Genomic DNA, 15,517 nt, shown 5'->3' on the forward strand with positions numbered 1-15,517 from the left:
GACATGGACGTCCTGACCGACAACTTCTCGCTCTACGCCAAGGGGTTCCTCGGCACCGTCGAACTGACCGTCTACGCCTCGGCGCTCGCCCTCGTCCTGGGCTTCGTCATGGCCTCCTTCCGGGTCGCGCCGGTCGGTTCCTTCCGCGTCTTCGGCGCCGTCTGGGTCGCCGTCCTGCGCAACACCCCGCTGACCCTGCTCTTCTTCGCGGTCATGCTGGGTCTCCCGCGGTTCGGGCTCGTGCTCCCCTTCCAGCTGTTCGCGGTCCTCGCGCTCGGCTGCTACACCTCGGCCTTCATCTGCGAGGTGCTCCGCTCCGGCATCAACACCGTGCCGCGCGGCCAGGGCGAGGCCGCCCGCAGCCTCGGCATGTCCTTCACCCAGACCCTCGGTACGGTCGTCCTCCCGCAGGCCTTCCGTACGGTCATCCCGCCGATCGGCTCCACCCTGATCGCCCTCGCCAAGAACTCCGCCATCGCCGGAGCGTTCAGCGTCACCGAACTCCTCGGCACCTACAAGACGCTGAGCGAACTCGGCTACAACATCGTCTGGACCTTCGTCTGGATCGCCGTCGGATACCTGATCATCACCCTCACCATCAGCGTCGTCTTCCACGTCCTGGAGAAGCGCTGGGGAGTCGCCCGATGACCGAGTCCACCGCCCTCTACGACATCCCCGGCCCGCACGCCCGGCGACGCCACCGCCTGTACGGCCTGGCGTCCACCGTGCTGATCCTCGCCCTGCTCGGCTGGATCCTCTACCTCCTCTTCGACAGCGCCCAGTTCACCTCGACCAAGTGGTCGCCCTTCCTCTACGAGGGCATCCAGGAGCTGCTGCTGGAGGGCCTCGGCAACACCCTCAAGGCCTTCGCGTACGCCTCGGTGCTCTCGCTCGTCCTCGGCGCGCTCCTGGCCACCGGCCGGCTCTCCGAGCACCGGGTGCCGCGCTGGATCTCCACCGTGCTCGTCGAGTTCTTCCGGGCCATGCCCGTCCTGGTGATGATCTTCTTCATCTTCGTGGCGCTCAAGGTGCAGGCGCTGCCCGCGCTCGTCGCCGGACTGACCCTCTACAACGGCTCCGTGCTCGCGGAGGTCTTCCGCACCGGCGTCCACTCCGTCGCACGTGGCCAGGGCGAGGCCGCGTACGCGCTCGGCATGCGCAAGACGCAGGTCATGACCTCCGTCCTGGCGCCCCAGGCCGTCCGCGCGATGCTCCCGGCGATCATCAGCCAGCTCGTGGTCGCCCTCAAGGATACCTCGCTCGGATTCCTCATCACCTACGAGGAGTTCCTGCACGCGGGCAAGCTGATCGCCTCGAACCTGGACTACGATTTGCCGTTCATCCCCGTCGTCCTGGTCATCTCACCGATCTACATCGGGATGTGCATGCTGCTCTCCTGGTTCGCCACCTGGGTGGCCCGCAGGGAGCGCCGCGACCCGAGGACGAAGGCCGTGGACGTCGCTCCGGCCGGTCCACCCCAGACGCTGCTGCCGGGACCGCAGTAGCGGGCGCAGAGCCGCCACCCGCCCGGCAGCAGCCGGTGATCACTCCTTCCGCAGCGGTACCGACACGTACGACGGGTCGGCCGAGGGGGAGGAGAAGGTCAGCTGCGCGCCGGTCGGGTTGTGCTCGATGTAGAGCGGGTCGACGGTGTCGACGACCAGCGCGAGCCGGTGTCCGGCCGGTACGTCGTACGCCGTGGAGAACAGCTCCAGGTCGACGGCGAACGGCTTCCCCGGGGTCCGGTCGTGGAAGGTGTACGGCGCGTTGCTGACCAGCTTGCCGACGCCGAGCGGGCCCACGTCGTAGAGGTACGCGACGAGGGTGCCGCTCTCCTCGGTGGAGGCGACCGTGGTGTGCACCTTCACCGTGCCGCGCACCCGCTGGGGGGTGTCGTACCGCTCCGACTGCCAGACGCCGGCGAAGGCGCGGGGGAGCAGGGGGACGGAGACGACGGGCGGGGTGCGGAGGAACTGGTCCAGGGCGTTGGTGAGGAGGGTGATGCCGCCGTTGGCGCCGGAGTCGACGTTCGCCCAGACCCGCTGCGTACCGCCGAGGTCGAACTTCCGCTGGTCGGCGTGGACGGACTTCCAGTCGGCGTAGCCCTCGTAGCCGCCGGTCGACCGGGACTTGAGCTGGACGGGCTGCTCGCGGTCGACGCCGTTGTCGACGCCCTTGAGGTGGCGGTCGAACCAGCGGTGGGCGCTGGTCCAGGTGTCGTTGGGGAGCCCGAACAGGCCGGTGGCCTCGGCGGTCGCGTGGTCGCCGGGGCGGAACTCCAGCCGCTTGGGGCCGGTGAGCTTCTCGAAGAAGCTCGCGTACTGGTTGGGCGGGAAGATGGTGTCGCCCCAGGCGTTGCCCAGCATGATCGCGGCGCCGTTGGCGTTGATCCGGTCCAGGTAGGTGGCGGGGGACCGGGTGCGGCCCCAGGCGATCATCTCGTCCTCCTTGTCGAGGTTCGACGAGAGGAAGTCGCCCAGGACCTCCTGGAGCTCCGGGCCGGGGCGGCCCGTGAGGTAGCCGGCGCCGCCGAGCAGGGCGGCGGCCTGGAGGTGCTGGGTGCGGCCGCTGTAGATGGACTCGATGAGGTCGGCCCAGCCGCTGAGGGCGGCGACCGCCTTGATCCGCGGGTCGTGGGCGGCGGCGAGGAGGCTGATCCCGGCGCCGTACGAGACCCCCGCCATGCCCACGTGCTCGGGGTCGGCGGGCGTGTTCGCGAGGGCCCAGTCGACCACCTTGGAGGCGTCGGCGACGTCCTTGGGGCCGGCCGTCTCGATCTGCCCGCCCGACTGCCAGAAGCCGCGCGAGTTGTAACTCACCACGACGTAACCGGAGTCGGCGAGCTTCTGGGCCTGGGCGAGGTATTCGATCTGCGGCATGGCCCAGCTGGTGGGGAGCACGATCAGGGGGTGTCGGGCGGCGCCGCCGGAACCGGCGGGGGCGATGACGTTCGCCTTGAGGACGGTGCCGCCCTCCCCGGCGATGTCGACGAAGCGGATGGTGCCGGTCTCTCCGGCCTGGGCGGCGGGCGCGAGCCCGAGGGCCGTCCCGGCCACGAGGGCGGCCGAGACGGCGAGGGCCAGGGATGTGCGCACGGGTCACTCCTCACTGGGGGCACTGCGGGGACAGTGCGGGGGCACTGCTGGGGGCGGTGATGGGGGGCAGTGAAAGTGACCCGACGGTAACCGGGGTGGCTTACCCGTGGTAACCGGTCGGTATGTTACGTGGCGGTAACGATTGGCGACGTCCCGATCCGGCCTCGCCGGCCGCCCCGCCTGTCATGATGGAGACGTCTTCACCTCTGAATCACTCCATGGGGGGCGGCACGGTGGGGGACCCGCACGGCACACCGGACGTCTTCGACCCGCGGATCTACGCGACCGGGATCCCGCACGACCGCTTCCGCGTCCTGCGCGACCGGGCGCCCGTCGCCCGGCAGGAGGAGCCGGAGATCCTCGGCTGGCCCGCCGGCCCCGGATTCTGGGCCGTCACCCGGCACGCCGACGTCACCCGGGTGCTCAAGGACGCGGAGACGTACTCCTCCTGCCTCGGCGCCACCCAGATCCGCGACCCCGACCCGGCCGACCTGCCCTTCATCCGCCGCATGATGCTCAACCAGGACCCGCCCGGACACGGCAGGCTGAGGCGGCTCGTCAGCAGGGCCTTCACCCCGGGACGGATCGAGCGCTTCGGCGCGACCGCGCGCGAGCGGGCCCGGAGCCTGCTCGGAGCGGTGCGCGCGGCCGGCGGCGAGGTCGACCTCGTCCGGACCGTCACCGACGAGTACGCGCTGCTCAACCTGACCGATCTGCTCGGCGTGCCCGCGAGCGACCGCGCCCTCCTCCACGCCTGGACCGAGCGGGTCATCGCCTACCAGGACCCCGACGAGCCGCCGGTCCTGGACGACGCGGGCCGGCCGGTCAACCCGCGCTCGCCCGCCATGCTCGCCGAGATGTTCGCCTACGCCCAGGAGCTCGCCGCGTACAAGCGCGCGCACCCCGCCGACGACGTCATGACCTCGCTCGCCTCCGCGGAACTCGACGACGCCGAACTGGAGATGTTCTTCTTCCTGCTGACCGTCGCCGGCAACGACACGGTCCGCGCCGCGGCCCCCGGTGGGCTCCTCGCCCTCACCCGCCACCGCGACGAGCAGCGGAGATGGTGGGACGGCGAGGTCTCGACCGGCACGGCGGTGGACGAACTCCTGCGCGTGCACCCGCCCGTGCTCTCCTTCCGGCGCACCGCGGCCCGCGACACCGTGCTGGCGGGCCGGGAGATCCGGCGCGGCGACAAGGTCGTCGTCTTCCACGCCTCCGCCAACCACGACGAACGCGTCTTCCCCGACCCGTACCGCCTCGACCTCGGCCGGACCCCGAACCCGCACGTCTCCTTCGGTGACGGCCCGCACGTCTGCCTCGGCGCCCACTTCGCCAGACTCCAGCTGAGCGTGTTCTACGAGGAGACGCGTGCCTGCTGCGGCGGCATCGAGCCGGCCGGGCCGCCGCGCCGTCTCGTCTCCAACTTCATCAACGGCATCACGTCGCTGCCGGTACGGCTGACGGAGCCGCCGTCATGGCGGCCCGCGTGACATCGGCCACCAGCTCCACCACGTCGGGACCGTACGCCTCCGAGTTGACGACCTTCAGGAGCAGCACGAACGATCCGGAGCGGTGCCGGCGCGCGAGCTCGGCGTGATGACGGGCGAGGTAGCGCGTGGCCGCCTGGTTCGTGATGGCCCGCTGCCCGCAGAAGAGGAAGACCGGCCGGCCGCCCTCACCGGCGGTCAGCCGGGCGAGGATCACGTACTCGCACACCCCCGCCTCCGAACGGTAGCGCTCCGTGCCGATCGTGAACGCCCCGCGATCCGGGCCCGGTTCCACGTCGACGTTCACCGTGACGCCCGGCAGGAGGGTGGTCAGATGGGCCGCCATCCGCCGATTGCTGTACGGCCCGCCGACGCAGAACTCCGTCCGGTCGCCGAAGCCCTGGTGCGTCTGGTCGTGGGAGAGGATCCGCGCCTGCGCGCCGCAGTCCTTGATCAGCGCGGACAGTTCGAGCAGCGCGAACACGTCGAAGCGGTGCACCGACCGGTCGCCGCCCGACTCGCGGTTCACGACCAGCAGGCACTCCGCGTTGCCGGGGAGGCCGAAGAACGCCTGCTTCCTGCGCAGCCCGCGCCGCCAGAGATACGTGCGGGTCAGCCAGCCGAGGGAGGCGCTGACGCCCGTCGCTAGCACCCCGAGCACGATGTTGCGCAGGTCTTCGTCCATGGGCGCGCATGGTAGCGGGGGAACGGCCTTTTGTTCGAGGCGTTCCTGACGGATCGGCACGGGGGGCGTTACGCTGCGCGGACGGTCATCGACTGGAGGTAGGGAATGCGTCGCTCCGCCGCTGGCAAGGTCTCCGTTCTCGCCGTCGCGGCGACGGTGCTCTCGATCGGCGCCGCCCCGCCCACGGCCCTTCCGGTCACCCCGCCCCCACCGGTCAAGGAGCCCGTCGCCGTCGGATACGGCGGCGCCGTCGCCAGTGTCGACGCCGACGCGTCGGCCGCCGGAGTGGAGGTGCTCCGCGCGGGCGGCAACGCCGTGGACGCCGCCGTCGCCGTCGCGGCCGCCCTCGGCGTCACCGAGCCCTACTCGGCGGGCATCGGAGGCGGCGGCTACCTCGTCTACTACGACGCGAAGAGCCGCACCGTGCACACCGTCGACGGGCGTGAGACCGCGCCCCGCTCCGCGGGCACCGACCTCTTCCTGGAGAACGGCACGCCGATCCCCTTCGAGGAGGGCATGACCAGCGGTCTCGGCGTCGGCACCCCCGGCACCCCGGCGACCTGGAAGACCGCCCTCGACGCCTGGGGCAGCAAGCGGCTCGGCACCCTGCTCGCACCCGCCGAGCGCCTCGCCCGGGAGGGCTTCACCGTCGACCCCACCTTCCGCGCGCAGACCGCCGCCAACGAGGCACGGTTCCGCGACTTCCCGGCTTCCTCGGAACTCTTCCTGCCCGGCGGGCAGTTGCCGGTGGTCGGCTCCGTCTTCAAGAACCCCGACCTGGCCCGTACGTACGCGACGCTCGGCCGTCAGGGCGTCGGCGCCCTCTACCGGGGCCCGATCGCCCGGGACATCGTCGACACGGTCCGTACGCCCCCGGTGCGCGAGGGCGCCACCCGGAAGGTCCGGCCCGGCGACCTGACGACGGGCGACCTCGGCGCCTACCGGACGGAGTCCCGCCGGCCCACGAAGATCTCGTACCGGGGACTCGACGTCTACGGCATGGCGCCCTCCTCCTCCGGCGGTACGAGCGTCGGCGAGGCGCTCAACATCCTGGAGGGCACCGACCTCGCGGGCGCCTCTCCGGCCCGCTATCTGCACCGGTTCATCGAGGCCAGCCGCATCGCCTTCGCCGACCGGGGCCGCTGGGTCGGTGACCCCGCCTTCGAGCGGGTGCCGACGCGCGGGCTGCTCTCGCAGCGGTACGCCGACTCGCGCGCCTGCCTCATCCGCGACGACGCCGTCCTGACCAGCCCTCTGGCGCCCGGCGACCCGCGCGACCCGGTGCCGTGCGCGAGCGGCGGCACGGCCGCCCCGACCACGTTCGAGGGCGAGAACACCACGCACCTCACGGTGGCCGACAAGTGGGGCAACGTCGTCGCGTACACGCTCACCATCGAGTCCACCGGCGGCAGCGGCATCACCGTGCCCGGCCGGGGCTTCCTGCTCAACAACGAACTGACCGACTTCTCCTTCGCGCCGGCCAACCCGGCCGTGCACGACCCGAACCTGCCCGGCCCCGGCAAGCGGCCTCGCTCCTCGATCTCCCCGACGATCGTCCTCGACCGGCACGACCGTCCCGTCCTCGCCCTCGGCTCCCCGGGCGGCGCCACCATCATCACCACGGTCCTGCAGACCCTCACCGGCGTCGTCGACCGGGGCCTGCCGCTCGTCGAGGCCATCGCCGCGCCGCGCGCCAGCCAGCGCAACCAGACCACCACCGAGCTCGAACCCGGCCTCTGGAACAGCCCGCTCAGGGCGGAACTGGAGGCGATCGGGCACGGCTTCCGGCAGAACCCGGAGATCGGCGCGGCGACCGGCGTCCAGCGCCTGCCGGACGGCCGCTGGGTGGCCGCGGCGGAGAAGGTCCGCAGGGGCGGCGGATCGGCGATGGTGGTCAGGCCGGCGGGGAGGTAGCCGCGGAGGCGCCACCCGTGGCGCCCCGACCCGGTGCCGTGAGGGCGCCCCGACCGCGGTGCCGTGAGGGCGCCCCGACCGGGCCGGAGCGCCGTGAGGGCGACCCGACCGGGCCGGAGCGCCGTGAGGTGCCGCCGGACCGGCACCCGTCCGTCCTCTAGAGCGCCGTCAGCACGCGCGGCCCCGCGTCGGTGATCGCCACCGTGTGTTCCGCGTGGGACGCGCGCGAGCCGTCGAGCGTGCGGATCGTCCAGCCGTCGCCCGCCGTGTAGTGGTCGTCCGTGCCGCCCCCGATGAGCATGGGCTCGATCGCGAGCACCATGCCGTGGCGCAGTTTCATGCCCCGGCCCGGGCGTCCCTCGTTGGGGACGCCCGGGTCCTCGTGCATCGCCCGGCCGATCCCGTGGCCACCGAAGCCGTCCGGGATGCCGTATCCCGCGGCGCGGCAGACCCGGCCGACGGCGTGGGCGATGTCGCCGACGCGGTTGCCGACGACGGCCGCCGCGATGCCCGCCGCCAGGGCCTTCTCCGCCGTGGCGACGAGCCGGGTGTCCTCCGGGCGGGCCGGGCCGACGGTGAAGCTGACGGCCGCGTCGCCCGCCCAGCCGCCGAGCAGGGCCCCGCAGTCCGCGGAGACCAGATCGCCCGGGGCCAGCCGGGTCCCGTCCGGGATGCCGTGGACGATGGCGTCGTTGACGGAGAGACAGACGACCGCGGGGAACGGCACCGGTGCCCACTCCGGGTGGTAGTCGAGGAAGGGCGAGCCGGCTCCCGCCGCGGCCAGGACCTCCCGGGCGGCCCGGTCCAGCTCGGCCAGGGTGACGCCGGGCACCGCCTTCTCCCGTACGGCCGCGAGGGCGCGCGCCACCACCCGCCCCGTCTCGCGCATCGAGGCCAGGTTCTCGTTCGTCTTGATCTCCACCATGCCAATTACTATACCGGTATTAGAATGCTGGCATGGTGCGCACACCCCTGACCCCCGAAGAGCGCGAGCGCGGCGAACGCCTCGGCCTGTTCCTGCGCGAGGCGCGCGGCGAGCGGTCCATGGTCGAGATCGCCGCCGCGGCCGGCCTGTCCGCCGAGACGCTCCGCAAGATCGAGACCGGCCGGGCCCCGACCCCGGCGTTCTTCACCGTCGCGGCCCTCGCGAGAGTCCTGGGACTCTCCATGGACGAGCTGGTCGTACGGTGCGCCCTCGCGCCCGTCTGAGATCACCGGCCCCGACAAGCGACTGCCCGCCGCGCCTGACGGTCGTGGCCGCGCCCTCGGATCCCCTACACGGACACGGCGAGCTGGACGCGGCTGTGGCGCGGCTGCTCGATCTCGTCGAGGAGCGCCAGGGCGAGGTCCCCGTGCGCGATCCGGCCGGGGCCGTCGAGGACCGTGCCGACGGCCGTCCGGTATCCGCCGGTCACCTCCGCCTCCGCGTTCAGGTCGAGCGGCGGCACGACCATCAGCCAGTCGAGCTCCGGCCCCGCCTCGGCGGCCAGCAGGTCGAACTCGGCCACGTGTCCCTGCGCGAACACCCGCCACGCGTCCGGGAAGTCCGCCGCGTCCATGATCCGCACCCCCGGCGCCGTCTCCAGCGTCGTGGCGATCCCCAGGGTCAACAGCCGCCGCACGCCGCCCTCCGCGAGGCCCGTGACCAGAGCCTTCGCCGCCGCGGTGAAGTACTCCTCCGAAGGGACGTCCAGCCGGACCGAGGCGTTCACGGCGGCGTCGTGCCCGGCCGCCAGCGCGGCCACCGAGGCCGGGTCGGTGGCGTCACCCCGTACCACCGTGACCGAACTCCCGGCCAGATCGGGGTACTTCGACGGGTCGCGCACCACCGCCGTCACCCGGTGGCCACGGACCACCGCCTCCGCCACGGCCGCGCGGCCGATCCGTCCTCCCGCTCCGAAGACGATGATGTTCCTGCCGCCGCCGCTGCCCATGTGGTCACTCACGTTCTTGCTCATGTCGTTGCTCATGGGCAGGACCGTAGGGCCGGGGTACCTGGTTACTTCAACGGTACTGGGCTAGCTTCGGGCGCATGGACCAGCCACTTCCCGCCGATCTCTTCCGTGACCCGGACTGCTCCGACCGCGCACAACCCATCCGCGTCGGCGGGAAGTGGACCGCCATGGTGCTCCGCTGTCTGGAGGACGGGCGGCCGCGCCGCTTCTCCGAACTGAGGGTCCCGCTCCACTGGATCACCCCCAAGGTGCTCACCGAGACCCTGCGCGCCATGGAGCGCGACGGCTTCCTCACCCGCACCGTCCACGACGAGAACCCGCCCCGCGTCGAGTACGCGCTGACCCCGCTCGGCCGGTCGCTCATCGATCCGCTCGACACCGCCTGCGCGTGGGCCCGCGCCCACGTACCGGAGATCACCGAGGCCAGGACCGCGTACGGGGACGGCCGGTGACCTCGCCGGCCGGGCCCCGGCATAGGCTCCCGGGCATGATGCCCGAAGAGCTGCGGCGCGGCCGTTACGTGAGCCTGACCACCTACCGGAAGAACGGCACCGGGGTCGCGACCCCGGTCTGGTACGCGGTGGACGGTGCCGAGCTGTACGTGTGGACCCGCTCCGACTCCTGGAAGGTCAAGCGCCTGCGGAACGACCCGCGGGTCGTGGTCGCCGTGTGCGACGTGCGCGGCAACATCACCGAGGGGGCCGAGCACGTCTCCGGCGAGGGCCGGCTGGTGGACGGGGAGGAGCTGCGCCGGATCCGCGGGCTCCTCCTGCGCAAGTACACCTGGCGGTTCTGGCTGATCGACGTGCCGGCCATGCTCGCCCGGCGCGGGAAGCGCCCGCACACCGGGATCGTCGTGACCTTCGGGTGATGTGTGCGGGGTGGTACCCGGCGGAAAACGCTCCGTAGTCGTCCCGTAACACGACTGCGGTCCAATACCCGCGGACCGGAAGGTTCCATTCGACTGCGGGGCAGGTGCATGACGCATGACGGTGTATCAACTTCCGACGGAACAGGCAGCGTTCGCGCGATGGCTGGCGGAACTCGCGCACCGCATCCCACCGGGCGGAGGCTGGTACGAAGTCTTCGCCGAACGCGATCCCGACGGACTGCGCGCCTGCTTCGACGGGACGGAGATCCTGCCCTGGGACGTCGTCGAGTCCCTGCTCCAGGACGCCGGGGAACCGGCCGACGGGCCGCTCGCCGTCCGGGGCAGGACGCTGTACGCGGCGGCCACCGGCGCCCATGACCGCCGCCCCGGCGCGGCGGCGGAGCTCACCGAGCGCCGCGACCTCATGGAACGCGAACGCCGGCACGCCGAGTCCCGGGCCCGGGAGCTGGGCGATCGGCTCCGGGCGACCCCGGCCCCGCCCCCGGAGGAGACCGCCCGACTGGAACACGAACTCGCCTGGACCCGGGACGACCACGCCCGGGCCACGGCCCGCCTCGGGGAGCTGACGACCCGCCTGGAACGACTGGGGGAACGGGGGCCGACGGGACCGACGGCTCGGGGTCCCGCGCCTTCCCGTGCCCTGAAACCCGCGCGCACCAGGTCGGCCGGGACGGCGTGGGCCCCGGCGTCACCCCGCACCCCGACCCCGGCGCCCTCGCGGGCCCTGGCTCCCTTGCGTGCCCTGGCTCCCACGCGGGCACCGGCTCCCTCCCGGGCCCCGGCGGCCTGGGCCGCGCCCCCTCAGGCCGCGACGCCCCCTCCGGCCCTCGCCCCCGCCCCCGCCCCGGTCGTCCCGGTCGCGTGGACCCCGGCTCCCGCCCCGGCCCCGGCCCCCGCCCCGGCCCCGCCGGTCGCGAGCCCGCCCCCCGCCCCGGCCGCGAGCCCCGCCAAGGCGAAGCGGCGGCCGCGGGGTGCGCGGTACGCGTGGCTGGAGGAAGAGGCCGAGGAGCAGGGGCCGGTGGCTGCGCCCGTACCCGAGTCCCTCCCGCCGGCCGGGGGAGCGGCGCCCCGGGGTGCGCGGTTCGGGGGAGCCGCGTCCGACCTGGACGGCGACGCGGCCCGGATCCCGGTGGAGCAGCCCCCCGAGGCCGTCCGCGCCGCGGTCAACGCGGTCTACGCCCTCCAGCGGCTCCGCGCCCAGGGCCGCGGCGGCGAGGCGCACGCCCTGCTCTGCGAGGCGGTCGACGGGCCGCCCGCCCTGCTGCCGGCCCTCGCCGGCGAACTCCACCGGGCGGGACTCGACGCCGACTGGTCGATCCTCCTCTGGGAGGCCGCCTCGCTGCCGCCGGGCCGTCTCGCCGCCGTCGCCGGGGCGCTCGCCGACGCCGGCCGGGCCGCCGACTGCGAGGAGCTCCTGCGGCAGGGGGTGGCGCGGCCGGTCGAGGAGCTCGCGGGCGCGTGCGACGCCCTGCGCGCCGAGGGGCACCATCGCGAGGCCCACGCGCTGCTCACCGCCTTCGTCCGGGTCCGCGCCCCGGAGGACGCGGCCCGGCTCGCTGGCGAGGACCCGCGCGGACTCGTCCCCCTGCTGCTCGAAGCGGCCCGCACGGTGTCGGAGTCGCGCGAGCGCGACCTGCTGCACGCCCTGCGCGTGGCGGGCCTCACCGGCGCCTGACCCCCGGGCGCGGCGGGGTCGGTGGTGCCGGGCTGCGCACGTGTCAGACCTTGCCCGTACGTGTCGGTACGTGTCCGACGTGGACCACTCGGGTATGAAACATGATCGACCCGGCCGCTTCGCGGCGGCGGTCTTGCTCCGAGGTGTGACGGGGCTTACGTTCGCTTCCTACGCATCGCGTCTACGTGCGTAGAGGCTCTCTGACGCCGTGCCGAAGGAGCAGCTCATGACCGACGTCGTACGCGCCGCGCTCGTCCAGGCGACCTGGACCGGCGACACCGAATCCATGATCGCGAAACACGAGGAGCACGCCCGGGAGGCGGCCCGGCAGGGCGCCAAGGTGATCGGTTTCCAGGAGGTGTTCAACGCCCCGTACTTCTGCCAGGTCCAGGAGCCCGAGCACTACCGGTGGGCCGAGCCCGTCCCCGACGGTCCGACCGTGCGCCGGATGCGGGACCTCGCCCGGGAGACCGGGATGGTGATCGTGGTGCCCGTCTTCGAGAGCGAGGGCGAGGGCTTCTACTACAACACCGCCGCGGTGATCGACGCCGACGGCACGTACCTCGGCAAGTACCGCAAGCACCACATCCCCCAGGTCAAGGGCTTCTGGGAGAAGTACTACTTCCGCCCGGGCAACGCCGGCTGGCCGGTGTTCGACACCGCCGTCGGCAAGGTCGGCGTCTACATCTGCTACGACCGGCACTTCCCGGAGGGATGGCGCCAACTCGGCCTCAACGGCGCCCAGCTGGTCTACAACCCCTCCGCCACCCACCGTGGCCTCTCCTCCCACCTCTGGCAGCTGGAGCAGCCCGCCGCGGCCGTCGCCAACGAGTACTTCGTCGCGGCGATCAACCGCGTCGGCGTCGAGGAGTACGGCGACAACGACTTCTACGGCACCAGCTACTTCGTCGACCCGCGCGGCCGCTTCGTCGGCGACGTGGCCTCGGACAAGACGGAGGAACTCGTCGTCCGCGACCTGGACTTCGGGCTCATCGAGGACGTGCGCCGGCAGTGGGCGTTCTACCGGGACCGCCGCCCCGACGCGTACGACGGGCTGGTGCAGCCGTGACCAGCCTCCACGACCGCCACCGCGCCGTCGCACCCGACTGGCTCGCCCTGTACTACCAGGACCCCATCGAGATCACCCACGGCGAAGGACGGCACGTCTGGGACGCCGAGGGACGCCGGTACCTCGACTTCTTCGGCGGCATCCTCACCACGATGACCGCCCACGCCCTGCCCGAGGTCACCAAGGCCGTCTCCGAGCAGGCCGGACGGATCATCCACTCCTCCACGCTCTACCTCAACCGCCCGATGGTGGAGCTCGCCGAGCGGATCGCCGCCCTCTCCGGCATCCCCGACGCCCGGGTCTTCTTCACCACCTCGGGCACCGAGGCCAACGACACGGCGCTCCTCCTCGCCACCGCGTACCGCCGCTCGAACCAGATCCTGGCCATGCGGAACAGCTATCACGGCCGTTCCTTCTCGACCGTCGGCATCACCGGCAACCGCGCCTGGTCGCCGACCGGCCTCTCGCCGCTGCAGACCCTGTACGTGCACGGCGGCGTCCGCACCCGGGGCCCGTACGCCCAGTACACCGACGAACGGTTCACCGAGGCCTGCGTCGCCGACCTCGAAGACCTCCTCGGCCACACCCGCAGCGTCGCCGCCCTCATCGCCGAACCCGTCCAGGGCGTCGGCGGCTTCACCTCGCCGCCCGACGGGCTGTACGCCGCCTTCCGCCGCGTCCTCGACCGGCACGGCATCCTGTGGATCTCCGACGAGGTGCAGACCGGCTGGGGCCGTACCGGCGACCACTTCTGGGGCTGGCAGGCCCACGGCCAGGCGGGACCGCCCGACGTCCTCACCTTCGCCAAGGGCATCGGCAACGGCATGTCCGTCGGCGGGGTGGTCGCCCGCGCCGAGATCATGAACTGCCTCGACGCCAACTCCATCTCCACCTTCGGCGGTTCACCCGTCACCATGGCCGCCGGGCTCGCCAACCTCTCGTACCTCCAGGAACACGACCTCCAGGGCAACGCGCGCCGCGTCGGAGGCCTCCTCATCGAACGCGTCCGGGCCGCCGGCGCCGGAGTGCCCGCCGTGCGGGAGGTCCGCGGCCGGGGCCTCATGATCGGCATCGAGCTCACCGAACCGGGCACCGACCGGGCCGCACCGGACGCGGCCGCCGCCGTCCTGGAGTCCGCCCGCGAGAACGGCCTGCTGATCGGCAAGGGCGGCGGGCACAACACCAGCACCCTGCGCATCGCCCCGCCGCTCTCCCTCACCGTGGCCGAGGCCGAAGAGGGCGCGGCCATCCTCGAACAGGCCCTCAGGGCCCTCTAGTTCCCCCTCCTCAAGCAGGGAGAGTCCCGTGAGCACCCGTACCCTCGTCCGGGGCGGCCTCGTCGTCACGGCCGCCGACGAGATCCACGCCGACGTGCTGATCGAGGACGGCCGTGTGGTCGCCCTCGCCGCCCACGGCTCGGACACCGCGGCCGGCTGGACCGCCGACCGGACCCTCGACGCCACCGACCGCTACGTGCTGCCCGGCGGCGTCGACGCCCACACCCACATGGAACTGCCCTTCGGCGGCACCTTCGCCTCCGACACCTTCGAGACCGGCACCCGCGCCGCCGCCTGGGGCGGCACCACCACCATCGTCGACTTCGCCGTCCAGACCGTCGGCCAGGGACTGCGCGAAGGCCTCGACGCCTGGTACGCCAAGGCCGACGGCGTCTGCGCGATCGACTACGCCTTCCACATGATCCTCTCCGACGTCAACGAGTACACGCTCAAGGAGATGGACCGGCTCGTCCAGGAGGGCATCACCTCCTTCAAGCTCTTCATGGCCTACCCGGGCGTCTTCTACAGCGACGACGGCCGGATCCTGCGCGCCATGCAGCGCTCCGCCGAGAACGGCGGGCTGATCATGATGCACGCCGAGAACGGCATCGCGATCGACGTCCTCGTCGAACAGGCCCTCGCGCGCGGCGAGACCGATCCCCGCTACCACGGGGAGGTCCGCAAGGCCCTCCTGGAGGCCGAGGCCACCCACCGGGCCATCCAGCTCGCCCGGGTCGCCGGGGCACCGCTGTACGTCGTCCACGTGTCGGCGGAGGAGGCCGTCGCCGAGATCACGACCGCCCGTGACAAGGGCCTCCCGGTCTTCGGCGAGACCTGTCCCCAGTACCTCTTCCTCTCCACCGACAACCTCGCGGAGCCGGGCTTCGAGGGCGCGAAGTACGTGTGCAGCACCCCGCTCCGACCCCGGGAGCACCAGGCGGCGCTCTGGCGCGGGCTGCGCGGCAACGACCTCCAGGTGGTCTCCACCGACCACTGCCCGTTCTGCTTCACCGGCCAGAAGGACCTCGGCCGCGGCGACTTCTCCAAGATCCCCAACGGCCTCCCGGGCGTGGAGAACCGCATGGACCTCCTCCATCAGGCGGTCGTCGACGGGCACATCTCCCGGCGCCGCTGGATCGAGATCGCCTGCGCGACACCGGCCCGGATGTTCGGGCTGTACCCGAAGAAGGGCACGATCGCCCCCGGCGCGGACGCCGACCTCGTCATCTACGACCCGCACGCCCGCCAGACCCTGTCGGCCGCGACCCACCACATGAACGTGGACTACTCCGCGTACGAGGGGAGGACGGTCACCGGCCGGGTGGAGACGGTCCTCTCACGCGGCGAGCTCGTCATCGACCAGCGGGAGTACGTGGGCCGGGCCGGCCACGGCACGTTCGTACCGCGCTCCACCTGTCAGTACCTCGACTGAACCACCCGACCGTACCGAACGAACCAGGAGGTC

Annotated in this window: 15 protein-coding genes; 11 read left to right on the forward strand and 4 right to left on the reverse strand. The window is 72.6% G+C overall.

Going from position 1 to position 15,517, the window contains the following annotated elements; all coding sequences use genetic code 11:
- The first annotated feature begins 3 nt into the window (after nt 1-3).
- The gene (locus tag AMK29_RS14020) at nt 4-648 is read left to right on the forward strand and encodes an amino acid ABC transporter permease (protein WP_073812493.1); all 645 of its coding nucleotides are present in this window, start codon (nt 4-6) and stop codon (nt 646-648) included.
- Entirely contained in the window at nt 645-1,505 is an 861-nt protein-coding gene (locus tag AMK29_RS14025; protein ID WP_073812495.1) for an amino acid ABC transporter permease, read from the forward strand. The genes AMK29_RS14020 and AMK29_RS14025 overlap by 4 nt, the downstream gene beginning before the upstream one ends.
- 39 nt (nt 1,506-1,544) lie before the next feature.
- Here AMK29_RS14025 and AMK29_RS14030 read toward each other — a convergent pair whose 3' ends face one another.
- Nucleotides 1,545-3,095, reverse strand: a complete 1,551-nt coding sequence (locus tag AMK29_RS14030) for an alpha/beta fold hydrolase (protein WP_073812497.1) — start codon at nt 3,093-3,095, stop codon at nt 1,545-1,547.
- Between the two features lie 218 nt (nt 3,096-3,313).
- Between AMK29_RS14030 and AMK29_RS14035 the strand changes: the two genes are divergently transcribed.
- Nucleotides 3,314-4,588 carry a cytochrome P450 gene (locus AMK29_RS14035; RefSeq protein WP_073812499.1) on the forward strand — a complete coding sequence of 425 codons (1,275 nt, stop codon included), beginning with the start codon at nt 3,314-3,316 and terminating at the stop codon, nt 4,586-4,588.
- Here AMK29_RS14035 and AMK29_RS14040 read toward each other — a convergent pair.
- Nucleotides 4,536-5,270, reverse strand: coding sequence for a hypothetical protein (locus AMK29_RS14040; protein ID WP_073812501.1), 735 nt, complete (start codon nt 5,268-5,270; stop codon nt 4,536-4,538). The genes AMK29_RS14035 and AMK29_RS14040 overlap by 53 nt on opposite strands.
- Nucleotides 5,271-5,375: 105 nt before the next feature.
- Between AMK29_RS14040 and ggt the strand changes: the two genes are divergently transcribed.
- On the forward strand, nt 5,376-7,184 hold the full coding sequence (gene ggt / locus AMK29_RS14045; RefSeq protein WP_073812503.1) for a gamma-glutamyltransferase: 1,809 nt from the start codon (nt 5,376-5,378) through the stop codon (nt 7,182-7,184).
- A 157-nt stretch (nt 7,185-7,341) separates the two neighbouring features.
- Here ggt and map read toward each other — a convergent pair whose 3' ends face one another.
- Nucleotides 7,342-8,109, reverse strand: coding sequence for a type I methionyl aminopeptidase (map, locus tag AMK29_RS14050; RefSeq protein WP_073812506.1), 768 nt, complete (start codon nt 8,107-8,109; stop codon nt 7,342-7,344).
- 32 nt (nt 8,110-8,141) lie between these two features.
- Here map and AMK29_RS14055 point away from each other — a divergent pair, with 32 nt between their 5' ends.
- Nucleotides 8,142-8,393, forward strand: a complete 252-nt coding sequence (locus tag AMK29_RS14055; protein ID WP_055601124.1) for a helix-turn-helix domain-containing protein — start codon at nt 8,142-8,144, stop codon at nt 8,391-8,393.
- A 65-nt stretch (nt 8,394-8,458) separates the two neighbouring features.
- On the opposite strand, the gene AMK29_RS14060 is transcribed toward AMK29_RS14055, so the two are convergent.
- On the reverse strand, nt 8,459-9,154 hold the full coding sequence (locus AMK29_RS14060; protein ID WP_079196886.1) for an NAD(P)-dependent oxidoreductase: 696 nt from the start codon (nt 9,152-9,154) through the stop codon (nt 8,459-8,461).
- Between the two features lie 62 nt (nt 9,155-9,216).
- Between AMK29_RS14060 and AMK29_RS14065 the strand changes: the two genes are divergently transcribed.
- The 6 genes from AMK29_RS14065 (at nt 9,217) to hydA (ending at nt 15,484) form a co-directional block, all read left to right on the forward strand.
- Entirely contained in the window at nt 9,217-9,591 is a 375-nt protein-coding gene (locus AMK29_RS14065; RefSeq protein ID WP_073812508.1) for a winged helix-turn-helix transcriptional regulator, read from the forward strand.
- A gap of 35 nt (nt 9,592-9,626) precedes the next feature.
- Nucleotides 9,627-10,010 (forward strand): PPOX class F420-dependent oxidoreductase, encoded by a 384-nt coding sequence (locus AMK29_RS14070; RefSeq protein ID WP_073812511.1) that lies wholly within the window; start codon nt 9,627-9,629, stop codon nt 10,008-10,010.
- A 115-nt stretch (nt 10,011-10,125) separates the two neighbouring features.
- The gene (locus AMK29_RS14075) at nt 10,126-11,706 is read left to right on the forward strand and encodes a UL36 very large tegument protein (protein ID WP_073812514.1); all 1,581 of its coding nucleotides are present in this window, start codon (nt 10,126-10,128) and stop codon (nt 11,704-11,706) included.
- A gap of 226 nt (nt 11,707-11,932) precedes the next feature.
- Complete coding sequence (locus AMK29_RS14080) at nt 11,933-12,775, forward strand: nitrilase-related carbon-nitrogen hydrolase (RefSeq protein WP_073812516.1); 843 nt, start codon at nt 11,933-11,935, stop codon at nt 12,773-12,775.
- Nucleotides 12,772-14,052, forward strand: a complete 1,281-nt coding sequence (locus AMK29_RS14085) for an aspartate aminotransferase family protein (protein ID WP_073812518.1) — start codon at nt 12,772-12,774, stop codon at nt 14,050-14,052. Before AMK29_RS14080 ends, AMK29_RS14085 begins: the two co-directional genes overlap by 4 nt.
- A 28-nt stretch (nt 14,053-14,080) precedes the next feature.
- Nucleotides 14,081-15,484 (forward strand): dihydropyrimidinase, encoded by a 1,404-nt coding sequence (hydA, locus tag AMK29_RS14090; RefSeq protein WP_073812521.1) that lies wholly within the window; start codon nt 14,081-14,083, stop codon nt 15,482-15,484.
- Nucleotides 15,485-15,517 lie beyond the last annotated feature (33 nt).

This window comes from Streptomyces sp. CB02261 (assembly GCF_001905665.1).
Taxonomy (GTDB): domain Bacteria; phylum Actinomycetota; class Actinomycetes; order Streptomycetales; family Streptomycetaceae; genus Streptomyces.

Bases quoted from the DNA above. Each gene is read 5' to 3' on its own strand.
- AMK29_RS14020 (WP_073812493.1), top strand. From the start codon at position 4: ATGGACGTCCTGACCGACAACTTCTCGCTCTACGCCAAGGGGTTCCTC.
- AMK29_RS14035 (WP_073812499.1), top strand. From the start codon at position 3,314: ATGGGGGGCGGCACGGTGGGGGACCCGCACGGCACACCGGACGTCTTC.
- AMK29_RS14075 (WP_073812514.1), top strand. From the start codon at position 10,126: ATGACGGTGTATCAACTTCCGACGGAACAGGCAGCGTTCGCGCGATGG.
- AMK29_RS14055 (WP_055601124.1), top strand. From the start codon at position 8,142: ATGGTGCGCACACCCCTGACCCCCGAAGAGCGCGAGCGCGGCGAACGC.
- ggt (WP_073812503.1), top strand. From the start codon at position 5,376: ATGCGTCGCTCCGCCGCTGGCAAGGTCTCCGTTCTCGCCGTCGCGGCG.
- AMK29_RS14080 (WP_073812516.1), top strand. From the start codon at position 11,933: ATGACCGACGTCGTACGCGCCGCGCTCGTCCAGGCGACCTGGACCGGC.
- AMK29_RS14025 (WP_073812495.1), top strand. From the start codon at position 645: ATGACCGAGTCCACCGCCCTCTACGACATCCCCGGCCCGCACGCCCGG.
- map (WP_073812506.1), bottom strand. From the start codon at position 8,109: ATGGTGGAGATCAAGACGAACGAGAACCTGGCCTCGATGCGCGAGACG.
- AMK29_RS14060 (WP_079196886.1), bottom strand. From the start codon at position 9,154: ATGAGCAACGACATGAGCAAGAACGTGAGTGACCACATGGGCAGCGGC.
- AMK29_RS14040 (WP_073812501.1), bottom strand. From the start codon at position 5,270: ATGGACGAAGACCTGCGCAACATCGTGCTCGGGGTGCTAGCGACGGGC.
- AMK29_RS14065 (WP_073812508.1), top strand. From the start codon at position 9,217: ATGGACCAGCCACTTCCCGCCGATCTCTTCCGTGACCCGGACTGCTCC.
- AMK29_RS14070 (WP_073812511.1), top strand. From the start codon at position 9,627: ATGATGCCCGAAGAGCTGCGGCGCGGCCGTTACGTGAGCCTGACCACC.